The organism is Chryseobacterium capnotolerans (assembly GCF_021278965.1).
Classification (GTDB): domain Bacteria; phylum Bacteroidota; class Bacteroidia; order Flavobacteriales; family Weeksellaceae; genus Chryseobacterium; species Chryseobacterium capnotolerans.
In genome coordinates, this window is record NZ_CP065589.1 from 1,800,784 (window position 1) to 1,822,577 (window position 21,794).

General features: G+C 36.2%; 20 protein-coding genes. 11 read left to right on the plus strand and 9 right to left on the minus strand.

Annotated elements, in window-relative coordinates:
* Positions 1-5: 5 nt before the first annotated feature.
* The 4 genes from H5J24_RS08500 to H5J24_RS08515 form a co-directional block, all read right to left on the minus strand.
* On the minus strand, positions 6-284 hold the full coding sequence (locus H5J24_RS08500) for a hypothetical protein (RefSeq protein WP_068943550.1): 279 nt from the start codon (positions 282-284) through the stop codon (positions 6-8).
* Between the two features lie 4 nt (positions 285-288).
* Positions 289-1,503 carry an ATP-grasp domain-containing protein gene (locus H5J24_RS08505; protein ID WP_068943549.1) on the minus strand — a complete coding sequence of 405 codons (1,215 nt, stop codon included), beginning with the start codon at positions 1,501-1,503 and terminating at the stop codon, positions 289-291.
* 140 nt (positions 1,504-1,643) lie between these two features.
* Positions 1,644-2,807 (minus strand): M17 family metallopeptidase, encoded by a 1,164-nt coding sequence (locus H5J24_RS08510; protein WP_232816214.1) that lies wholly within the window; start codon positions 2,805-2,807, stop codon positions 1,644-1,646.
* Positions 2,808-3,063: 256 nt separating this feature from the next.
* Positions 3,064-4,188 carry an alpha/beta hydrolase-fold protein gene (locus H5J24_RS08515; RefSeq protein ID WP_228407641.1) on the minus strand — a complete coding sequence of 375 codons (1,125 nt, stop codon included), beginning with the start codon at positions 4,186-4,188 and terminating at the stop codon, positions 3,064-3,066.
* Positions 4,189-4,385: 197 nt separating this feature from the next.
* Here H5J24_RS08515 and glgB point away from each other — a divergent pair, with 197 nt between their 5' ends.
* The 10 genes from glgB to apaG all read left to right on the plus strand — a co-directional run bounded on the left by glgB (position 4,386) and on the right by apaG (position 16,353).
* Positions 4,386-6,332 (plus strand): 1,4-alpha-glucan branching protein GlgB, encoded by a 1,947-nt coding sequence (gene glgB / locus H5J24_RS08520; RefSeq protein WP_068943546.1) that lies wholly within the window; start codon positions 4,386-4,388, stop codon positions 6,330-6,332.
* Positions 6,333-6,335: 3 nt separating this feature from the next.
* Positions 6,336-7,742 carry a glycogen synthase gene (locus H5J24_RS08525; protein ID WP_068943545.1) on the plus strand — a complete coding sequence of 469 codons (1,407 nt, stop codon included), beginning with the start codon at positions 6,336-6,338 and terminating at the stop codon, positions 7,740-7,742.
* A 1-nt stretch (position 7,743) separates the two neighbouring features.
* Positions 7,744-8,280 carry an FEKKY domain-containing protein gene (locus H5J24_RS08530; protein WP_232816215.1) on the plus strand — a complete coding sequence of 179 codons (537 nt, stop codon included), beginning with the start codon at positions 7,744-7,746 and terminating at the stop codon, positions 8,278-8,280.
* A 16-nt stretch (positions 8,281-8,296) separates the two neighbouring features.
* A complete protein-coding gene (locus H5J24_RS08535) occupies positions 8,297-9,565 on the plus strand; it encodes a glucose-1-phosphate adenylyltransferase (protein ID WP_068943543.1) in 1,269 nt (422 codons plus the stop codon).
* 236 nt (positions 9,566-9,801) lie between these two features.
* Complete coding sequence (locus tag H5J24_RS08540) at positions 9,802-10,377, plus strand: outer membrane beta-barrel protein (RefSeq protein WP_167387003.1); 576 nt, start codon at positions 9,802-9,804, stop codon at positions 10,375-10,377.
* Positions 10,378-10,612: 235 nt separating this feature from the next.
* A complete protein-coding gene (locus tag H5J24_RS08545; protein WP_232816216.1) occupies positions 10,613-10,822 on the plus strand; it encodes an SRPBCC family protein in 210 nt (69 codons plus the stop codon).
* Positions 10,813-11,652, plus strand: a complete 840-nt coding sequence (locus H5J24_RS08550; RefSeq protein WP_232816217.1) for a polyketide cyclase — start codon at positions 10,813-10,815, stop codon at positions 11,650-11,652. The genes H5J24_RS08545 and H5J24_RS08550 overlap by 10 nt, the downstream gene beginning before the upstream one ends.
* 125 nt (positions 11,653-11,777) lie before the next feature.
* On the plus strand, positions 11,778-14,591 hold the full coding sequence (locus H5J24_RS08555) for a 2-oxoglutarate dehydrogenase E1 component (RefSeq protein WP_068943540.1): 2,814 nt from the start codon (positions 11,778-11,780) through the stop codon (positions 14,589-14,591).
* A gap of 39 nt (positions 14,592-14,630) precedes the next feature.
* The gene (gene odhB / locus H5J24_RS08560) at positions 14,631-15,881 is read left to right on the plus strand and encodes a 2-oxoglutarate dehydrogenase complex dihydrolipoyllysine-residue succinyltransferase (protein ID WP_068943539.1); all 1,251 of its coding nucleotides are present in this window, start codon (positions 14,631-14,633) and stop codon (positions 15,879-15,881) included.
* Between the two features lie 82 nt (positions 15,882-15,963).
* Positions 15,964-16,353: a Co2+/Mg2+ efflux protein ApaG gene (apaG, locus tag H5J24_RS08565; RefSeq protein WP_068943538.1), complete on the plus strand. Its 390-nt coding sequence runs from the start codon at positions 15,964-15,966 to the stop codon at positions 16,351-16,353.
* A 5-nt stretch (positions 16,354-16,358) separates the two neighbouring features.
* Here the strand turns inward: apaG and H5J24_RS08570 are convergent, their stop codons facing one another.
* The 4 genes from H5J24_RS08570 to H5J24_RS08585 all read right to left on the minus strand — a co-directional run bounded on the left by H5J24_RS08570 (position 16,359) and on the right by H5J24_RS08585 (position 19,631).
* On the minus strand, positions 16,359-17,075 hold the full coding sequence (locus H5J24_RS08570; protein ID WP_068943537.1) for a T9SS type A sorting domain-containing protein: 717 nt from the start codon (positions 17,073-17,075) through the stop codon (positions 16,359-16,361).
* A gap of 16 nt (positions 17,076-17,091) precedes the next feature.
* The gene (locus H5J24_RS08575) at positions 17,092-17,649 is read right to left on the minus strand and encodes a 3'-5' exonuclease (RefSeq protein WP_068943536.1); all 558 of its coding nucleotides are present in this window, start codon (positions 17,647-17,649) and stop codon (positions 17,092-17,094) included.
* A gap of 107 nt (positions 17,650-17,756) precedes the next feature.
* Positions 17,757-18,740, minus strand: coding sequence for a glycosyltransferase family 2 protein (locus tag H5J24_RS08580; RefSeq protein ID WP_068945119.1), 984 nt, complete (start codon positions 18,738-18,740; stop codon positions 17,757-17,759).
* Positions 18,741-18,746: 6 nt separating this feature from the next.
* A complete protein-coding gene (locus H5J24_RS08585; protein WP_068943535.1) occupies positions 18,747-19,631 on the minus strand; it encodes a lysophospholipid acyltransferase family protein in 885 nt (294 codons plus the stop codon).
* A gap of 80 nt (positions 19,632-19,711) precedes the next feature.
* On the opposite strand from H5J24_RS08585, the gene H5J24_RS08590 reads away from it, so the two are divergent.
* Positions 19,712-20,281 carry a thioredoxin family protein gene (locus tag H5J24_RS08590; protein ID WP_068943534.1) on the plus strand — a complete coding sequence of 190 codons (570 nt, stop codon included), beginning with the start codon at positions 19,712-19,714 and terminating at the stop codon, positions 20,279-20,281.
* Between the two features lie 60 nt (positions 20,282-20,341).
* On the opposite strand, the gene H5J24_RS08595 is transcribed toward H5J24_RS08590, so the two are convergent.
* Complete coding sequence (locus H5J24_RS08595) at positions 20,342-21,703, minus strand: aldehyde dehydrogenase (RefSeq protein ID WP_068943533.1); 1,362 nt, start codon at positions 21,701-21,703, stop codon at positions 20,342-20,344.
* Between the last annotated feature and the right edge of the window lie 91 nt (positions 21,704-21,794).

A 21,794-nucleotide genomic window follows, 5' to 3' on the forward strand; every position in this document is an offset into this window, starting at 1 on the left:
AGTAATTATAATCGTTCGAGAAATTCAATTCCTCCAAGTTCATCATGCTCTAGGATATCCAGTATCAAAGTTCCTAATTCAGGATGCTCTAGGATAATATTTTCTTTAAACTTCCATGAAGATCCGGGCTTATTCGCATTCGTGGAATCAACAAATTTATAATAAGCTTTACTTTCCCATTTTCCGGTACTGATCTTTTCTAAGTTGTTGATTAAAAAAGGTCTTTCCGATAGATTTAGCTTTATAAAATCAAGACTGCTTTGAATATCACTTTCTCTTCTCATTACTTTATGACATTAGCTTACTGCTTTTTGGCGGAAGGATATTAAGCATTTCTGCATTAATCTTTTCTGTAGCACTGTCCAGCCTTTCTTCTATAACAGATGCTTCACTGGATTTGTAAACAATGCCAACATGATAATCGATAGGAAGGAATTTTACCACTTCCTCACATTCAAATTTGCTGTAATCCGGTTCTTTATCCTTGATAAGGGCAACAATAAGTCCTGCATAATACCCTGTAGGAGGAGAAATGTTATAATTTTTATCTCTTAAAAGAGCGTCTTCAATTTTAGCCCATTCTCTCCAGATATTGATATTGCTTGAAGCTTCTACTAAATCGGGAATGTGAGCGCCGCCCACTCTTGAAGAGGTTTCCAGGAAATACCATTTTCCATCTTCCTTTCCACGGATAAACTCGGTATGAGTAGCTCCATTAACAAGCCCAAAGTTGGAAAGTACCCTGGAATTGATTTCTTCCAATGCTTTGAATTCATCAGAGTATCTTCCTAAAGTTTTAGATCTGAAAACACCTCCTTCATGGGAAACCTGCATAGGTGGGGCGAGATATTTTGATGCAGAAGTAAATACAATTTCCTTATTAAAGGTTAGGCTGTCTACATGATAGACATTTCCCGGTTTAAAGCTTTCCAGAAGGAAAAGATGGCGTTCCTCACCCAATATGTCCAAGGCTTCGTGAAGCTGTTCTTTGGTAGTGATCTTTTTGATTCCTGATGCTGAAGCCTCTGAACGGGGTTTCAGTACCCAGGGAGCAGGAACTTTGTCTACAAATTCATTCACTGTATCATCATTGAAAACAGCTGTAAATTCAGGAACACTAATACCTGAATCTTTTGCCTTCTGGCGCATGGCTAATTTATCTCTGAAATAACGGTGGGTAGTCTGTCCCATTCCCGGAATACGGAAAGTTTCCCGGATCAGGGCAGCCTTTTCCACGTCGTAGTCATCAAGAGCAACTACAGCGTCTACTTTCCTGGTTTTCATCAGGTGTGAAAATCCCTGGATCAGATGTTCCAGGTTCCATACAGACGGTTTGATTTCAGGCATGTAAAATACCTCATCAATGGCATGCCAGGGCCAGTTTTTTTCTTTAAGATTCTCTGATGTTACTAAGATGATTTTATTACCGAGCCTCTTCATTTCATCCATGAAGTCATAGCCCTTGTAATAGCACGAAATACATACTATAATTTTCTCCTCCATATAATGTTTTTTAAGTTTTAGTGAATTTTCAAAAATAAAAGCAATTCTTTATTATTTGATTAATATCAAAAATAAAAATATGATGCGCTTTTCTGAATCACTAATCAAGTATACAGAGAATTTTTGTAATAAACTAATTTTTAGTGATAATTTTCGATTAAATCCGTGAGCAATTGAACCCCATACCCGGTCGCCGCTTTTTCTTTAGCATATCCCACACTTCCGAAGGCTACGCCAGCAATGTCCAAATGTGCCCATTTAGGGTGGTTTTCAGTAAATTGCTCTAGAAATTTAGCAGCGATAATACAATCTCCAACAGGCTTTAGGGACATGTTTTTTAAGTCGGCTACATCAGATTGTATATCATCTTTCCATATATCCCATAAAGGTAAATTCCATAGTCTTTGATTGGTGTGATCTCCTGTTTTTATCAAAAGGTTTTTTAACTCTTCATTATTGGAAAATAAAGCCCCACAAGTATCCCCAAACATTCTTACAGAGCTTCCCGTTAAAGTAGCCAGGTCAATAAGGAAATCTGTTTTGTAGTTTTTAGCCAAATAAGAAAGTCCGTCGGCAAGGATGAGTCTGCCTTCTGCATCCGTATCCATAACTTCAATAGTTTTACCATTGTACGCTGTAATGACATCACTAGGAAGCAGCGCTTTTTCAGAAATGGCATTGTCGGTAATTGGAAGCACTGCGATGATATTCACTGGCAGTTCCATTTCTGCCGCATAGATTAAAGTTCCTAAAACAGCTGTTGCCCCACCCATATCAGATTTCATATAATGCATATTGGTAAAAGGCTTCAATGAAATTCCTCCTGTATCAAATAACACACATTTTCCAACCAATCCGAATGTTTTGGCATTTTTAACTGTGGTTTTGTATTCTAAAATGGTGAAGGCGGCATCATGAGCGCTTGCTTGGTTGACGGCAAGGTAGGCTCCAAGACCAAGTTCTTCACATTTTTTACGATTGAACACCGTGTATTTTAATTCGTATTTTTTGGCCAGATTTTTAAGGTATAGACTGAACGTTTCAGTCTTTTTTAAGTTAGCCGGTTTATTCATCCATTCCTGGCAGGCAATCTGTCCGTTACTTAATGCTTCGGCTTTCAGTTCAATATGGTCTAATTTTTTCTGGCTTAAATTCTCAAAATGAAGCTCAAATCTGGCACTCCAGAAAGGATGATTTTTTTCGAAAGGATAATTGTAGGTTCCTATGAGCAGTCCTTTTACAAACTCTTCAAACTGCTTTTCATTAAGGAAGTCGGCTAATAGCAAAGTAGAAACCGGCTGCAATTTTTCCTTTTGGGTTTGAGAAAATTTTACGGCAACCTGCTGGAGTTCGAAATTCTGTAAGCCAGATGTTCCGAGTCCGATAAAATAAGTTATTCCTTCTTCATGGGCATTGATGAATACTTCATGCTTCTTTCCTGTGAAGAATGTAGCAATGTTTTTATTGAAGTTTTTACTTGTTTTCGTCCATTCCTCTTCAGTGAATAAATGGAATATTTGGGTGTAATTTTTATTTTTTTGTTGATTAGTTTCATAAAATTTAGTTCTTAACGCTTTGTTGTTGTGGTTTAACTTCTACAGGGTTTTCGGTATTGTCATAGAATAGCCATTCAATAGCTCTTGGGAATTCCTGTGACCAGTAAAATTCGCTGTGAGTCCCGTCAGGATTGATGCTGGTTCTGAATTCAAAGTCGAAAAGATTCTTTTTTTCCCATCTTTTCAGGTATTCTTCGAAAATATGAATTCTTTTTACCATTTTGGAGCCTTCCTGCCCGCCACCATATAAATATATTTTTGTTTTAAATGGAACCCGGAAGTTCATCATCGGAAAGTTATTGTTCGGTTCTACCCACAGAGAGGGTGAGAAGATCAATAATTTGGAATAGACTTCAGGATAAAGAAAGCCACTGTAGATACTGATCAATGCACCCAGCGAACTGCCTCCGATTCCTGTGTTGTCTCGGTCTTTTTTTGTGCGATAATTTTCATCTACATAAGGTTTTAAAGTATCGGTGATAAAGCGAATGTATTTTTTTCCTTCAGAGCCATTGGCTACATTGTCGTTATCAAAGATATATTCTTTGATCCGGTCTTCGCTTCCATGTTCTATGGCAATGATGATAACGTCACCACGTCCGTATTCTGCAAGGATGGAGAGCTTTTTATCAATTTCCCAGTTTCCGAAACCGCTTCCTTCGTTAAAAAGATTTTGAGCATCCTGAAGATATAAAACAGGATAGCTTTTATCTGAAGTATGGTAGTCATAAGGAAGTACTGCCCATATTTTACGGTAACGATCCAGTTGTGGAATGTAGAATTTTTCAGAAATTACCTCAGCAGTAGGGAAGAACTCTTCTTTGAAGGGTCCCCAGTTTAACCTCCATTTTTCTATAGTATCAGATGCTTTCTGTAGTAATTTTTTTATTTTTCGGTTAGGAGTGATATTTCCATATTTATCCAGTTCTACATTTTCCCAGCCTCCTTTGGTGAATTTGTACTCAATCTCATCGGCAAGTTTGTCATTTTCAATTTCTATGAAATAATGCCGCGAATCTAATTGTTTGAGCTGATAATTATAATCTTTTGGATTCCAATTGTTGAAATTCCCGGTGATAAATACCGGCCTGTCATCTTTTTCATCAGTATAAAGTTCAAACCTCATCATAAGTGTTTAATTAATATTAGTTTGCTAAATTTATAAAAAAGATTGTTTTAGAATCATAAAAAAGTGAATTAAAAAATGATATATTTGATAGGAAACGAAAGAAGAAAGCTAACTTGATAATTATTTGACGAATAATTAACCGCTAATGTCAGTATTTTTCGTAGTTTCAGGCAAAATATAAATACAAACTGATCTTGATGAATTCTGTTAAAACCTATACGCTTTTCACCGATCATGATGTGTATCTTTTCAAAGAAGGTAGACATTATAAGCTGTATGGTAAATTTGGAGCACATTCTGTAGAGAAGGATGGTATAAAAGGGGTTTATTTCTCAGTTTGGGCCCCTAATGCAAAGAAAGTATCTGTGATAGGAGATTTTAATAATTGGAATCATAAGGATCATATTTTGTTTCCAAGATGGGATGAATCCGGTATCTGGGAAGGATTTGTCGAAGAATTGCCTTGGGGTACTTTGTATAAATATGCTGTTGAAACAGCAGGAGGAGAGATCCTGGAAAAAAGTGATCCTTATGCTTTAAGCTGGGAACAAAATATTCAGGCAGCTTCATTAGTCTCCACAACCTGGTATGAATGGAATGATAAAGACTGGATGGATGGACGCTGGGAAAAAAACAACCTGGATGCACCAATATCTGTTTATGAATTACATTTAGGCTCATGGGTAAGAGAAGGCGATAGTCCTGACCGATTTTTGAACTACCGTGATATCGCTGAAAAGCTGGTTCCTTATATAAAAGAAATGGAGTTCACCCACGTAGAATTTATGCCTGTTATGGAATACCCCTATGATCCAAGCTGGGGATATCAGATCACAGGATTTTATGCGGCGACGTCACGTTTCGGGTCACCACAGGATCTGATGTTTCTGATTGATGAACTGCATCAGAATAATATAGGTGTTATCCTGGATTGGGTGCCTTCGCATTTTCCGGGAGATGCCAATGGGCTTTATCGTTTTGATGGTTCCCATTTATATGAACATGAGGACGAAAGAAGGGGTTTTCACCCGGACTGGAAATCACATATTTTCAATTATGGAAAAAATGAAGTGAAGTCTTTCCTGATTTCCAATGCGATGTTTTGGCTGGATCGTTATCATGCAGATGGACTTCGTGTAGATGCGGTAACGTCAATGCTTCATCTGGATTATTCAAGAAATGAAGGGGAATGGGAACCTAATATATATGGTGGAAATGTAAATCTTGAAGCCAAAGCTTTTCTGCAGGAGTTTAATACTGCTGTTTACAAAGAATTCGGGAATAGTATTATGACCATTGCTGAAGAAAGTTCAGATTTCCCAATGCTTACCAAACCCGTTCATGATGGCGGCGTAGGCTTTGGAATGAAATGGATGATGGGCTGGATGCATGATACATTGGACTATTTCAAAGAAGACTTTGTCAACAGGAAGTTTCATCATCATAAACTTACGTTTGCTTCCATGTATATGTATAATGAAAATTATATGATGCCTTTGTCACACGATGAAGTGGTACATGGAAAAGCAAGTCTGATCTATAAAATGAAAGGTGATGAGTGGCAGAAATTTGCCAATCTTCGTACCTTGTATGTTTATATGTATACCCATCCGGGAGCCAAGCTGCTTTTTATGGGTGATGAATTTGGGCAAACCAGCGAATGGAACTTTACCCGAAGCCTGGATTGGCATCTGCTGAAATATCCTGTTCATAAAGGATTGCAGGATTTAGTAAAGCATCTTAATCATTTATACCGATCAGAATCTGCACTCTATGAAAATCAGTTTGATAAAAATGGTTTTGAATGGATAGAGGCGGATGATCTGGAAAACTCAGTGTACGTTTATCTCAGAAAAGGAAAAAGAAGAGATGATATTTTGATGACTATATTAAATCTGGCTCCAAAAGTATTGGATTACAGTATAAAGATTCCAAACGGAACTCATTGGGATATTATTTTTAATTCTGATGATGAAGAATACAGTGGAAGCGGAGTCGTATCTGAGGTGTTGGAAGAGAAATATGAAGATGGAACGGAGCGTCAAAAATTTATGACTATCAAGTTACCTCCTTTGGCGGGGATTATTTTGAGACAACATAAAGATAAAAAGTATAAATTACACAGAATTAAACACAAAAGATAAAGAATGGTTATTTATCATTTAAGCACAGAATGTTATCCTGTAGCCAAAGTAGGAGGGCTGGCAGACGTTGTTGGCGCACTTCCGAAATATCAGAATAAAATAAAAGGAATAGAGGCTAAGGTAGTAATGCCATGGTATAATAAACCCTTTGTTCATGAGCATGAATTTGATGTGGTGTTTGATGGATTCATTCATCAGGGAGATAATATGCTGCAGGTTCAGGTCATGAAGGAAAAAACAAATGCGCTGGGTTTTGAACTTTATATGGTGAGAATTCCCGGGCTGTTGGATAGAGATAATCCTTATGGTTATCAGGATGAAAGTTTTCAGTTTCTGGCTTTCCAGCATGGAGTTCTGCATTGGTTATGTGCTATGGAAATCAGACCTGATGTCCTGCACTGCCATGATTATCATACCGGCTTGGTTCCTTTTATGGTAGAGCACTGTTCTGAATTTAGCTTTTTAAAGGGGGTAAAAACCATAGGAACGATTCATAATGGAGAATATCAGGGAATGATGAGCTGGAATATGGCGAATTATATGCCTTCTTTTGATGCCTATAAATGGGGATTAATGGATTGGAACGGACTGATGAACCCATTGGCTAGTATGATCAAATGTTCGGATGCCTTTACTACGGTTTCTGAAGGTTATCTGGAAGAGCTTTTCATCAGCTTCCGAGGATTGGAAAGCCTGGTTCGTCAGGAATTCGGAAAAGCCTATGGAATCATTAACGGAATTGATACTGAAGTCTGGAATCCGGAGACTGATCCGATGCTGGATTTTAATTTTAACATCAAAAATGCAGTAGCGCAAAAGAAAAAGAATAAAGAGAAGCTTTGTAAAGAATATGGTTTAAAACCTGAGCTTCCTTTATTTGCATTCATCGGAAGATTTGCAACTGAAAAAGGAGCAGATTTTTTACCGGATGTTGTATGGAAAAGCATCAAACAAAGTTATGGTGCTTTAAATATCATGATCCTGGGTTCAGGAAACAGCTATATTGAAAATAAGCTTAAAGAATATGATTATACTTATACCAATTTTGCGCTGGATTTAGGCTATAAAGAACATCTTTCTCATAAGATCTATGCCTCAGCAGATTTCCTGTTGATGCCATCAAGAGTAGAACCGTGTGGTTTAAATCAAATGTATTCCATGAGATACGGAACGGTGCCTATAGTAAGATATACAGGTGGATTGAGAGATACTGTAGAAGATATTTCAACAGGCGGAGCAGGCTTAAACTTTACCTATCCAAGCGTGGATGATATTGTACATGCGATGAACAGAGCGCTTGGAATCTATCATCAGAAAGGTATCATGGAAGAACTTATTCATGCCAATATGAATTTTGATTTTGCATGGGAGAAATCTGCAGAAAAATATATAGCTTTATATAATAGCTGATATGGCACGAATCTTTTCTTTTTTATCAATCATAATACTATTGTCTTCCTGTAAAAAGGAAGATGACGGACTTCGTAATGGCTATTTTTGGTTATATGGAGCAGGTCTTAAAGATATATATGAAGAAGAAGCAACTAATGGTATCTCCGAAAAATGGAAAATAAAATGGGTAGATGCCGGAGATTGTACGATTGATTATGAAACACTCAAAAAGATAACTAACGCTAATAAAAAAACTCAGGCAGCTATTGAAAATAAATATGGCAAAGGTTGGGATGTAAAATATGATAAAGATGTGGAGGACTTTATGATGAAGCGGGTGGATGTAATGGATGTACTCATTGTAAACAAACTCTTCAGAAGCAAGCTTAGAGATCATAATATTCCTATTGATGATGTAGATAAAGAAGTAAAAGAACTGAATGATAAAGGGCAATATGAAGTAGCTGTAATTAACCAGAAACTGGAATATGAAAATAAGATATGTTTCAGAGTTAATGTAGACACCAAAAAAAGAACAGTAAACTTAATAAAATAAAAAACGCAATATATTTATGAACCCAAATGTAATCTCTATTGTATTGGGCGGAGGCAGAGGAACAAGATTATTCCCGTTAACGTATACCAGATCAAAACCGGCAGTTCCTATCGCTGGGAAATACAGACTGGTGGATATTCCTATTTCAAACTGTCTGAACTCAGGATTAAATAAAATTCTGGTACTGACCCAATTTAATTCAGCGTCCCTGAACTCGCATATTAAGAATTCTTATCATTTTGATATCTTCAGCAAGGGCTTTGTAGATATTCTGGCTGCAGAACAGAATGTGGAAAATGATAGTTGGTATCAGGGAACTGCAGATGCCGTACGCCAGTCGATGAAACATCTTGAAAAATATGATTATGACTACATCTTAATCCTTTCAGGAGATCAATTGTATCAGATGGATTTCAGAGAAATGCTCGATTTTCACATTGAAAATGGTGGTGACCTGACCATTGCCACTATTCCTGTTAATGCTAAAGATGCCACTGGTTTTGGAATATTAAAATCTGATGATGACGGAAATATTACCTCTTTCTATGAAAAACCGGATTATGAAATGCTGGAAGGTCTGAAATCTGAGGTTTCGGAAGAGAATAAACATAAAGGAAAAGAGTTTCTGGCCTCTATGGGGATCTATATCTTTACAAAAACAATCTTAAAAAAGATGTTTGATGAAGGGGCTGGTGACGACTTTGGAAAAGATATTATTCCCAATTCTATTGGTAAATATAATACATTAAGTTATCAATATGAAGGCTATTGGACAGATATCGGAACTATAGAATCGTTCTATGAAGCCAACCTGGATCTTTGTTTGGATCTTCCACAATTCAACCTGTTTTCCTCTTCTCCAATTTATACAAGAGCAAGAATGCTTCCACCATCAAAAATCAATGGTTCTTATGTAAGTAAGGCTGTTTTCGGAGATGGATGCATCATTATGGCGGATAAAATTGAAAACTCCGTGATTGGAAACAGAACACGAATAGATAAAGGCAGTACCATCGTCAATTCTTATGTTATGGGAGCCGATTTTTATCAAAATACTACAGAAATTGTTCTGAATGACAGAGCAGGACGTCCGAATATGGGGATCGGAAAATACTGTTATATTGAAAAAGCTATTCTTGACAAAAACTGTTATATAGGAGATAATGTAAAGATTATTGGTGGGAAACACCTTCCGGACGGAGACTATGGAACCTATTCGGTACAGGATGGAATTGTAGTGGTGAAGAAAGGAGCTGTTCTCGCTCCGGGGACCCACATTGGATAGGAGAATTGATAAATAAATGCACATTTGGGTGGAAAAAAAACTTTTTCAGATCAGATGAGCTGAGAATATTTTACTAAATATTTAAAAAAGCATTTCATATTGAAATGCTTTTTTATTGTTTTTACATCCATTCATACATGAATTTTGAGATGTTATATGAAATAATAATCACTTTTATGGGATTAATTATTTATGTATATATTTAAACCGAAAAAACAATTGAATTATGAAAAAAAATGATCATTGTAGCTATTGCTGCTTTCGGAATGATGAGCGCTCAGAAAAATACTTTACTATTAGGAGGCAATATCGGTTATAGTAGTGATAATACCAGTGTTTCCGGCAAAAAAAGCGAAGTGGAGTCCTTTAGTTTTACCCCAACCGTAGGATATCAGTTTAACGATCACTGGACAATAGGAATCAACTCTACTATTACTTCAGGAAAAAAGCCTGATGAAATAGGGGAATTAAAAGAAAATAGTTTTGCTATTGGACCATTTGTACGTTACGCAGTTCCATTAAGTCAAACTTTTGCTGTGTATGGGGATTTAGGAGCAGGATATCAGAATATGAAAGATACCTACACCGTTGCTACTACTTCTAGCGACAGAAAAATGAATGGATTCTATGCCAATTTTACACCAGCATTGTTTATCAACTTTAAGAACAGCTTTGGCTTAAATTTCAATATTGGAGGTATCCGATATGGCTATTTGAAAGAAAGTGGAGCTGATGTTACGAATAACAGATTCAATTTCTCTTTTGGTAAAGAAATAGGTGTTGGAATATCAAAGAATTTTGGACTGAAATAATTCCTATTGAAATAAAAATTTTAAAAAATGAGCTGGAATTTTCCGGCTTTTTTGTTGATATAGAATCAAGGAAGAAGGACTTCAATGAACAAACTTTTATTAACCATTGGAGTAACGGGAACTTCCAGCTTCCATCATCCCGCTTCCTACCTTTCACTAGGTTAATTATTGTTAAACATAAAACAAGAGTGATCAGCATATTGGTCACTTTTTTTATTTGTATTACTTTTGTGCGATGCGTATTTTTAAATATCTAACAGTTCTTATTATTCTTTTAGGAGGTGCTTATGCTGCTTCCATGTATTATTTTGTGGATGAAAGTAAGAATTTTACTGTGGAGAAAGAGATTGATTATCCGGTAGATAAAGTTTTTGCACAGTTTAATAATCTTCAGAATTTTACGCGATGGAATAACTTTTTACCAGTTCACAGTCTATGGACATAGATTATTATACGCCGTATGAAGGACAGGGAAGTGCCATTAGCTATGTAGACAAACAAAATGATACTGATGGTGAAATGTTCATCCGTTATGAGAACCTTAATAAAACTTTAAAATATCAGCTTTTTGAGGATGAAAATGAAAATCCGACATTGGTTGACGTTAAATTTAAGCCTGTTTCTGCTGAAAAGACCAGAATAACGTGGTATGTACATACACCGAAACTATCTGTTTGGAGAAGAGTAGAAAACTTTTGGACAGAAGACCGCTTTGCTGAAAACATCAGCAAAAGTATGGCTAATCTTAAAAATTCACTGGGAAATAAGGTTGAAAAAGATAATCAGATGGCGGCGATTAAATATGACAGCCTGATGGTGGAAAATGAAGAAGATCAATTGTTGTTGGGAATCAATGTAAGCACCGCCAATAAAAAGGATGCGCTGTACAAAAATATCGTGATGAATTATAATAAAGTCTATAATTTTGTAACGATGGACCTTGGTAAAAGAGACGATGAATTCGGGTATCCGGTTCTGATGACTGATGCAGACAATTACAAAGATAAAGAAGTTTCCTACTTCCTCGGAATTCCACTTTCTAAGAAAATTGGAGTGTCCGACAATAACTTTAATTTTAGATCTGTAAACCCGTCTCAAAACTATGTAATGTACTACAAAGGGAGCTATGAAGGCCGAATTAAGGCTATTCAGCAGCTGATTCAGAAAGCCAAAAAAGACGAGATGCGCTTCGGAGATATCCGTCAGACCTTTATTGAACGTCCGATGGAAGGTCAGGAGGTGAACGTTAAGCTCTCATTATCAGTGTATAAATGATTTTTTTTTAATTATTTTTTTCTTAAGTTTTTTTAACGGTTTTAGACTGTTCTAACTCGGTTTTTTTTATTAAATTTGAAGATTAATTCTACAAATAAATTTTAATAAATAGATAAACTGTAATAATGGACAGATTTTCATTCCTAAACGCAGCTCATTCTCAGTTAATTGAGGATTTATACCAACAGTACTTAAAATTCCCAGATTCTTTAGAACCATCATGGAAAGCTTTCTTTCAAGGCTTCGATTTTGCTTTGGAGAACTACGGAGATGACGATAACATTCAATTTATTCAGGCTCCGGCCAACGCTGCTCCAGCAGTACAACAAATTTCTCAGGCAGTATCAAGCGGAGAAGTTCCTGAACACATCAAGAAAGAATTTAAGGTCGTAAACCTTATTGAGGCTTATAGAACAAGAGGGCATTTGTTTACAAAAACAAACCCGGTTAGAGAAAGAAGACACTATACTCCTACTTTAGATATCGAGAACTTTGGTCTTTCTGCAGCAGACTTAAACACAAAATTCAACTGTGCCGTTGAAACAGGGATGAAAGAACCTGCTACTTTGGCAGATTTAATCAAGCACCTTGAAAATATCTACTGTGACTCTATCGGGGTAGAATATACATACATCAACAATGTTGAAGAAAAAGATTTCATCAAAAAATGGCTTCAGGTAAACGAAAACCATCCAAGCCTTTCTGCGAATGAAAAAACAGAAATTTTATTAAAATTAAATCAGGCAGTAGCCTTTGAAAATTATCTTCACACAAAATTTGTAGGTCAGAAAAGATTCTCACTGGAAGGTGGAGAAACATTAATCCCTGCTTTAGATCAGCTGATCTCAAGATCTTCTCAATTAGGAGTAGATGAAGTGGTATTAGGAATGGCACACAGAGGAAGACTCAATGTTTTAACCAACATTTTCGGTAAATCTTACAAGCAGATATTCTCAGAATTTGAAGGAAAAGAATTCGAAGAAGATGTGTTCTCAGGTGACGTTAAATATCACTTAGGATCATCTAAAAAGATCAAAACTGCTTCTGGAGAAGAAGTTTGTATCAACCTGACTCCAAACCCATCTCACCTTGAAACGGTAGCGGCTTTGGTAGAAGGAATCTGCCGTGCAAAAGTAGATGATAAGTACAAAGATTACTCTAAAGTATTACCAATCATCATTCATGGTGACGGTGCTATTGCAGGACAAGGTATTGCTTATGAAGTAGCTCAGATGATGACTTTAGAAGGTTATAGAACAGGAGGTACAGTTCATATCGTTGTCAATAACCAGGTTTCATTTACAACAAATTACATGGACGCTAGATCTTCAACATACTGTACAGACATTGCAAAAGTTACAGAATCTCCTGTAATGCACGTAAATGCTGACGATGCTGAAGCTGTGGTTCACGCGATCCATTTTGCTGCTGATTTCAGAGCGAAATTCGGAAAAGATGTTTATATCGACCTTTTAGGATATAGAAAATATGGGCATAATGAAGGTGATGAGCCAAGATTTACCCAGCCTAACTTATATAAAACAATTTCAAAACACCCGAATCCAAGAGAAATTTATAAAGATAAATTACTTAAAGACAGTGTTACTTCTAACGATGTAATTGCTAAAATGGAAACGGAATTCAAAGCTCTTCTAGATAAAGACTTTGATGCTTCTAAAGAAATTGAGAAAAACGTAATGGACGTGTTCATGGCTGAAGATTGGGTAAACTATCCAATCGGAAAAAGAGGAGCAGTTCAGTTACCGGTTGATACAAAATATGACTTAGCTAAGTTGAAAGAATTGGCGATTAAAATGTCAACACTTCCAGCGGATAAGAAATTTATCAATAAAATTACAAGACTTTTCGATAACCGTGTTAAAGCGATTGAAGGAAACTCATTAGATTGGGCACTAGGAGAGTGGTTAGCATATGCTACACTTCTTGTAGAAGGTCACAATGTGAGAATTTCCGGGGAAGATGTAGAAAGAGGTACATTCTCTCACAGACACGCTGTCGTAAAAACAGAAGATACCGAAGAAGAATATATCCCATTAAAACACGTTTCAGAAAGCAGATTTGATGTATTCAACTCTCACCTTTCAGAATATGGTGTTCTAGGTTTCGACTACGGATATGCAATGGCTTCTCCAAATACATTAACGATCTGGGAAGCTCAGTTTGGAGATTTCGTGAACGGTGCACAGATTATTGTTGACCAGTACTTAGCTGCTGCAGAAGAAAAATGGAAAATCCAGGACGGATTGGTGATGTTATTGCCACACGGTTCAGAAGGACAAGGTGCAGAACACTCTTCAGCAAGATTAGAGAGATTCTTAACACTTTGTGCTAACGAAAACATGGTAGTAGCAAACATTACTTCACCAGCCAACTACTTCCACTTATTAAGAAGACAGTTGAAATGGGCATTCAGAAAACCATTGGTAATAATGAGCCCTAAATCTTTATTGAGACATCCTAAAGTGGTTTCTCCGCTTGAAGATTTCGCAACAGGTTCATTCCAGCCAATTTTAGATGATCCAACTGCAGATCCTAAAAAAGTAGAAAAATTAGTTCTTTGTTCAGGTAAACTATACTTCGAATTATTAGCGAAGAAAGAAGAATTGAATTGTGAAAATATTGCATTAGTAAGATTCGAGCAGTTATATCCGCTTCAGACTGATGCTATTGAAGCAATCTTCAACAAATACGAAAACAGAAAACAATTAGTGTGGGCTCAGGAAGAACCTGAAAACATGGGGGCTTGGTCTTATATCCTGAGAAACTTCAGAGATACAGGAATCCAGGTAGTATCTCCGGTACCAAGCGGTGCTCCTGCTCCAGGTAGCCACAAAATGTTTGAGAAAAACCAAAATGCAGTAATCAATAGAGTGTTCGACAGAGACGATGCTCCTGCAAAAAGACCTGTTACAGCTTAATTAAAATAATATCCAATTAAAAAATAAAAAATACTCGATATGTCAGTTTTAGAAATGAAAGTTCCTTCACCGGGCGAATCAATCACAGAAGTTGAAATTGCAACTTGGCTTGTAAAAGATGGTGATTATGTAGAAAAAGATCAACCTATCGCTGAAGTAGATTCAGACAAAGCAACTCTTGAATTGCCAGCAGAACAAAGTGGTGTTATCACTTTAAAAGCAGAAGAAGGTGAGGTGGTACAAGTAGGTCAGGTAGTTTGTTTAATTGATATGGATGCTGCAAAACCAGCTGGTGGTGCACCTGCTGCTGAAGCTCCAAAACAGGAAGAAGTAAAAGCTGCTGAACCTGCTAAACAAGAAGCTCCGAAACCTGCTGCTCCAGCTGCTGCTCCAACAACTTATGCTACAGGAGCTCCATCTCCGGCTGCTAAGAAAATCCTTGACGAAAAAGGAATGGATGCTGCACAGGTTTCAGGAACAGGAAGAGACGGAAGAATCACTAAAACTGATGCTGAATTGGCAGCAGTTCCTGCATTAGGAGGAAGCCCTCTTACAGCTACAGGTTCTAGATCTACTACTACAACTAAACTTTCAGTTTTAAGAAGAAAAATCGCTCAGAGATTAGTTTCTGTGAAGAATGAAACAGCGATGTTAACAACTTTCAATGAAGTTGACATGTCTGAAATCTTCAGATTAAGAAAACTATATAAAGAAGAATTTGCTCAAAAACACGGAGTAGGACTTGGTTTCATGTCTTTCTTCACAAAAGCGGTTACAAGAGCATTAGAAATGTATCCTGATGTGAATGCATCAATTGATGGAGACTTCAAAGTAAACTATGATTTCTGCGATATTTCAATTGCGGTTTCAGGTCCTAAAGGATTAATGGTTCCTGTATTGAGAAATGCAGAAAACATGTCTTTCAGCGCTGTTGAAGCAAACATCAAAGATCTTGCTACAAAAGTAAGAGATGGTAAAATTACTGTTGATGAAATGACTGGTGGTACTTTCACGATTACAAACGGTGGTACTTTCGGATCTATGTTATCTACACCAATCATCAACCCGCCGCAATCTGCAATCTTAGGAATGCACAACATCATCCAGAGACCAGTAGCTGTTGACGGACAGGTAGTAATCAGACCAATGATGTATGTTGCAATGTCTTATGACCACAGAATTATTGATGGAAAAGAATCTGTAGGATTCCTGGTAGCAGTAAAAGAAGGTATCGACAATCCTGTTGAAGTATTAATGGGAGGTGACGAAAGAAAAGGCCTTGGATTATAGTTTTTAATAAAATTATAATGTAAATATATAATCTCGCCTTAAAAAAGGCGAGATTTTTGTATCTATTAAGAAAAATACTACAATGATGTTTTCAAAAATGACTTCCAATATCAAAGTTTCAGTAATACCTGAATATGATAGTAAAAACAGTTATCCTTCCGAAAACCGTTATGTTTTCAAGTACAATATCACCATAGAAAATGACGGAAGCTTTCCTATAAAAGTACTGAAAAGAAAATGGCTCATCTTTGATGTAGGATTCGGATATACAGAGATTATCGGTGACGGCGTCATCGGCCTGACTCCAGAAATAGGAACCGGCGAAAATTTCGCTTATTTTTCCAATGTAATGCTTCGTTCCGGAGTAGGCAATATGAGCGGAAAATACCTGATTAAAAACCTGGAAACACAGGAAACTTTAGAGATCGATATCCCGAAATTTAATCTGCTCTCGGAAGTTTTAAGTAATTAAAAGAATTATTCTTTAATCAATTGATGTCTGCTAATACCACTTTGAGATTTTACTTCCATAAAGTAGCCCCCTTTCAGCAGGTTAGAGACATTAATTTCAGTATCGGAAGAATGACTTTGAAGGATTAATTTTCCTTCCGGATTATAGACTTTTATCCATTCCACACGTTCAGTATTTTTAAGATGAATAACACCTTCCTTTACAGGATTAGGGTAAATGCTTACTGTTTTGTAGGATTGTTTAGACTGGTTCTCCTTGGTTCCCAAAAGTCCTGAGTGATAAAAAGCCTGATCTCCATAGCTGTTGGTGATAACAAGATCTCTCGTTCCACCGTTATAAGTAATCTGATAGTTATAATTATTAGCGCTTAAGCTAAAATATTCATAATACTGAGTATAAAAAGCTATATTTTCAGGAAGTGTACAGGTATTTGTATTTCCAACTCCCATAGCCCAGGAATTAAAGCTATTGGCAGTTATTTCAATATTATATAGCTTGGCCCAAATATTAGCTCCGCATATAGGAGCGTTCATGTCTGTCGTAGCGTTAGGTCCAGATGAAAATGTTAAAACAGGGCTAGCTATTTCACTGTTTTGAGGAAGAGTATAGGTAACGTTACTTTTTACGATTTTCTTTAAATGCCAGTCTGCACCATGAAGTGCTGTTTGGGCATGGATAAAAGTACCGGCGATTGCGGTAAGAGATAGTAAAATTTTTTTCATGGTTTTTGTTTTAAAGTTACAGTTTTTTAATATAGTTCTTTAAAACAGATTCATTTATTTCCTCATTTCTTGTAATAAAAAGCTTTTCAAATGCCAACAGGGATATTTTTGCACAAACCTCTGCATCAGCACCCGCTCTGTGGTGGTTGAATTGAATCTGATGGTATTCTGCCAAAGGTTTCAGACCATATTTTGGAAGATAGTTCCATGATTTTTTGGCAAGCTGTATGCTGCACAAGTAATTCATTTTAGGAGGGAATATTCCATAATGTTCAAAACAGCCTCTTAAAACTGAAGCATCAAACCCTGCATTATGGGCAATCATCAGTGATCCATACATTAATTCTTCTGCCTCATACCAAATCTCATCAAAGGTAGGAGCATCCTGTACATCTTCCGGCTGTATGCCGTGTACTGCAATATTGAATTTACTAAAATAGGGGAAACTGGGAGGTTTTATTAACCATGTTTTCGTCTCAACAATCTTGGAGTCCTGTACCACACAGATTCCCATCTCACAAGCAGAGCTTTTCTCATGAGTGGCTGTTTCAAAATCTATTGCACAGAAATCCATTGATATAATATTGATTAATTGTTATTGTTTTAACAGATTTTTATTTAATGTTCTAAAGATCAACATTCCAGGTTGGATACAATGTAACACTATCTGCTGCTTTTAATTTATTTCTTGTTTCCACCTAAAAAATGTTTAAAGATTAGCCATTTTGACTGATAGAATTGATCTTTCTGATGGTTCTGACGAAGTTTCCAGGTTCCGGGAAGTTGTGTGTAGAAACCAAAATGGGCCCTTAAAACAGCCCAAAGGTGTGGAAATCCATACTTTAATCCAAAATAAATTCCAGCGACTCCATCCAGACAAAGCCTGAAAAAGATCAGCCAGATCAGTTTAGGAAATGGAAGGTTCTTAAGCATCATAGACAGATTATTCCTAATATTTAGATACGTTTTCTGAGCACTCTGCTTGTTCAGAGTTCCACCGCCTACATGGTATACTGTAGATTTTCCCGTATAAAAGATCTTCTTTCCTGAATTAATGAGTCTCCAGCAAAGATCAATTTCTTCCTGATGGGCAAAAAAACGTTCATCAAAACCTTTCTGTTCCCAAAAATCTTTGGAACGGATAAAAAAGCAGCATCCTGATGCCCAGAAAATTTCTGTTTCATCATTATATTGTCCTTTGTCTTCCTCTAGATCATCAAATACACGTCCTCTGCAGTAAGGATAGCTTAAATTGTCTATTAAACCACCTCCAGCACCTGCAAATTCAAAGGATTTTTTATTATGATAAGATAATATTTTAGGTTGAATAGCTGAAATTGTTGAATTCTTTTGAAATAAACTCAATACTGGTTCTATCCAGTTTTCTGTAACTTCTACATCCGAATTAAGAAGACAGTAATATTCATTGTTAATCTTCTTCAATCCTTCATTATAGCCTCCTGCAAACCCATAGTTTTTATCATTTCTAATGATTTTTACAGAAGGAAAATGGGTATTTAAAAATGTTATAGAATCATCTGTAGAAAGATTATCAATAACATAAATATCTGCATCTTGAGAAAACTGAACTACACTCGGAAGAAATTTTTCCAGCCAGTTTTTCCCATTCCAGTTTAAGATGGCAACCGCCAGTTTGTTCTGCATGTACATCTAATTTTTTTCAGTATCAAAGATTTTAATAGAGTCCTGATACTTCCACTTTCTGTGAGACCAAAGATAATTATCCGGATGCTTGTGTAAGGTGTTTTCAAGCATCTTGTGAAATTTTCTTACCACCTCATGCTCTGTAAATTTTTCATTATCCGGGTAGATTCTGTAGTAATTCACTTGATAGTAACCACGTTTCACTTTTTTCATTTCACAATAAATAAAAGCGAGATCCATTCGGGTAGCTAATTTATCATAACCGATGAAAGCAGGCGTTCGTTGATTCAAAAACTCTAAACCATACGTAACATGAGAGAAATGTGGAGTTTGATCTGCCACAAACATATAGATAGAATCACCATTATTAGGCGATTTAAATATGTTTCTAATAACTTCATTGGCTTCCAGGGCTTCATTTCCGAACTTATTTCGAACTTTTTTCATCTGGTTTTCCCAAAAATTACTGTTTACTTTTCTGTACACCGGATGGCAGTGCTTTTGGGGGACAATTTTTGCTAAAGCATTAATCCATTCCCAATTAAAGACATGCCCTGCAAGTAAAATAATATTTTTACCTTCTGCTTTCACTTCGTGAAACAGATCCTGATTGATATGCTGCATCCGCACTCTTGCTTCTGTTTCAGAAATACTGAATGATTTGATGGTTTCTACCAGGTAATCGGAAAAGTTGTGATAGAATTTTTTTCGGATTTTCTGAATCTCATCCTCTGATTTTTCAGGAAAGGAATTTCTAAGATTTTGGGTAATCACTTTTTTCCTATACCCTACCAAATAGTAATTTAGGAAGAACATAACGTCCGAAAAAACATACAATATTCTAAGCGGAAGTTTTGAGATGAAAAATAATATTTTGATTAAAAAGCTCATAAAACAGGCAAATTTAGTGATAAAAAAATTATGGTTCTATTTTTGTAGGGAGATAAGTAATATTTTTTTATTTTTATGTTATGAAAAAATTAACAATTTTAGCTTTTCTGGGATTAGGTGTATTAAGCTTTTCACAGAATACCAATCTACCAAAAGAAGAAAGAGTACGAGATAATGCGCTTTTGGTAAAAACTGATCATGCAGAATTGGATGCGAAGAAGAAAGCTGCAGAAGAAAAGGCAAAACTTCCGAAACCATATAATCCAAAAGCTGATGCTCAGGCAGATATTAATAAATTAGTAGCGCAGGCTAAAAAAGAAGGGAAAAATATTATGATCCAGGCTGGTGGAAACTGGTGTATCTGGTGTCTTCGATTTAATAACTTCGTACAGCAAACTCCTGAATTGAAAGAATTAGTAGATAAAAACTATTTATATTATCACCTGAATTATTCTCCGGATAATAAAAATGAAAAAGTTTTTGTTCAGTATGATAATCCAGGTGAAAAGTTTGGATATCCTGTGTTTATCGTTTTGGATAAGAATGGTAAAATGATTAAAGTTCAGCAGAGTGATGTACTTGAAGAAGGAAAAGGGTACAGTAAAGACAAGGTAAAAGAATTTTTCAACGCTTGGAAACCTAAAGCATAAAAACATAAGGTTGTTTCTACTGGAAGCAACCTTTTTTATTAATATCCTTGTTACAAATTTTCAGAGCAATTTTTTAATCCAGCTTAATTTTTTCTCAGAATACGGTGGGTATTTAATATTAGGTTCACCCCAGGTCGCTTTTTCCAGAATTGCTTTCTGGTGAGAGAAGGCTGCAAAACCGAATTTTCCATGATAATTTCCTATTCCTGAATTTCCTACGCCTCCAAATGGCAGATTGTCATTGCTCAAATGCATTACAACATCGTTAATACACCCGCCTCCAAAAGATAATCTTTGTGTAAAGTTTTCCTTTTCTTCAGCATTATTGGTGAAAAGATAAGCTGCCAGAGGTTTTTCCAGCTCCAATACAGCATTCAGAGCTATATTGTAGTTGCTAAAGCTGATAACAGGTAAGAGAGGTCCAAAGATTTCTTCTTCCATGATTGGATCTTTCCAGTCTATATTGTGAAGAATAGTAGGTTCTATATATCGATTTTCTTCATCAAAATTTCCACCAAAGTATATTTTTTCTTGATCAATAAGATGGATCAAGCGCTGAAAATTTCGTTGATTGATGATCCGGGTATATTGTTCAGAATCCGCACTGTATTTGAATTCTCTACTATATTTTCTCAACATTTCCAGAAACTGTTCCTGTATGCTTTCATCTACCAATAAATAATCAGGAGCAACACAGGTCTGCCCGGCGTTCAGGAATTTTCCCCACACAATTCTTTTGGCAGCAATCTCAAGATTGGCATTTTTAGTAACAATGGCAGGAGACTTTCCTCCCAATTCAAGAACAACGGGTGTTAAATGCTCGGCTGCTGCTTTATAGATGATTTTCCCAACTTTGGTACTTCCTGTAAAGAATATTTTATCAAATTTCAATTTCAGAAGCGCTGTTGTTTCATCAATTCCACCTTCGTATACATACAAATATTCAGGAGGAAAGTTCTTATTGATGATGGTTGACATTGCTTTCATGGTATTTTCTGCAATTTCACTTGGTTTCAGAATACAGCAGTTTCCGGCAGCCATAGCGGCAATAATAGGAGATAGGGATAATTGATAAGGGTAATTCCATGCTCCAATCACCAGAATATTACCCAATGGTTCGGAATGAATCTTACTCTTTCCAAGCTGATTCACCAGATTTGTGCTTACTTTTTGGGGTTTTGCTAGTGATTTTAGATTTTTCAGATAATAGTCAATATCATTCAGAATAAAAGAGATCTCTGTAGTGAAGGTATCAAATTTAGATTTGCCAAAATCTTTGTAAATAGCTTCGTAGAGCATGTTTTCGTTGGAGATGATAAGGTTTCGGAGCTTTTCAATATACATTTTTCTGAAGGCAAGGCTTTTGGTTTGCTGTGTTTTGAAAAAGTCTCTCTGACTCTGTAAAATTTCTTCGATTTCCATGTGATGGCTTTTCAGTTAAACGTAAGTGCTGATTTGATATTATAATGAAAAAAACGCAACAATAAACCGGCCAAAGTTGGGGGGATGGGAA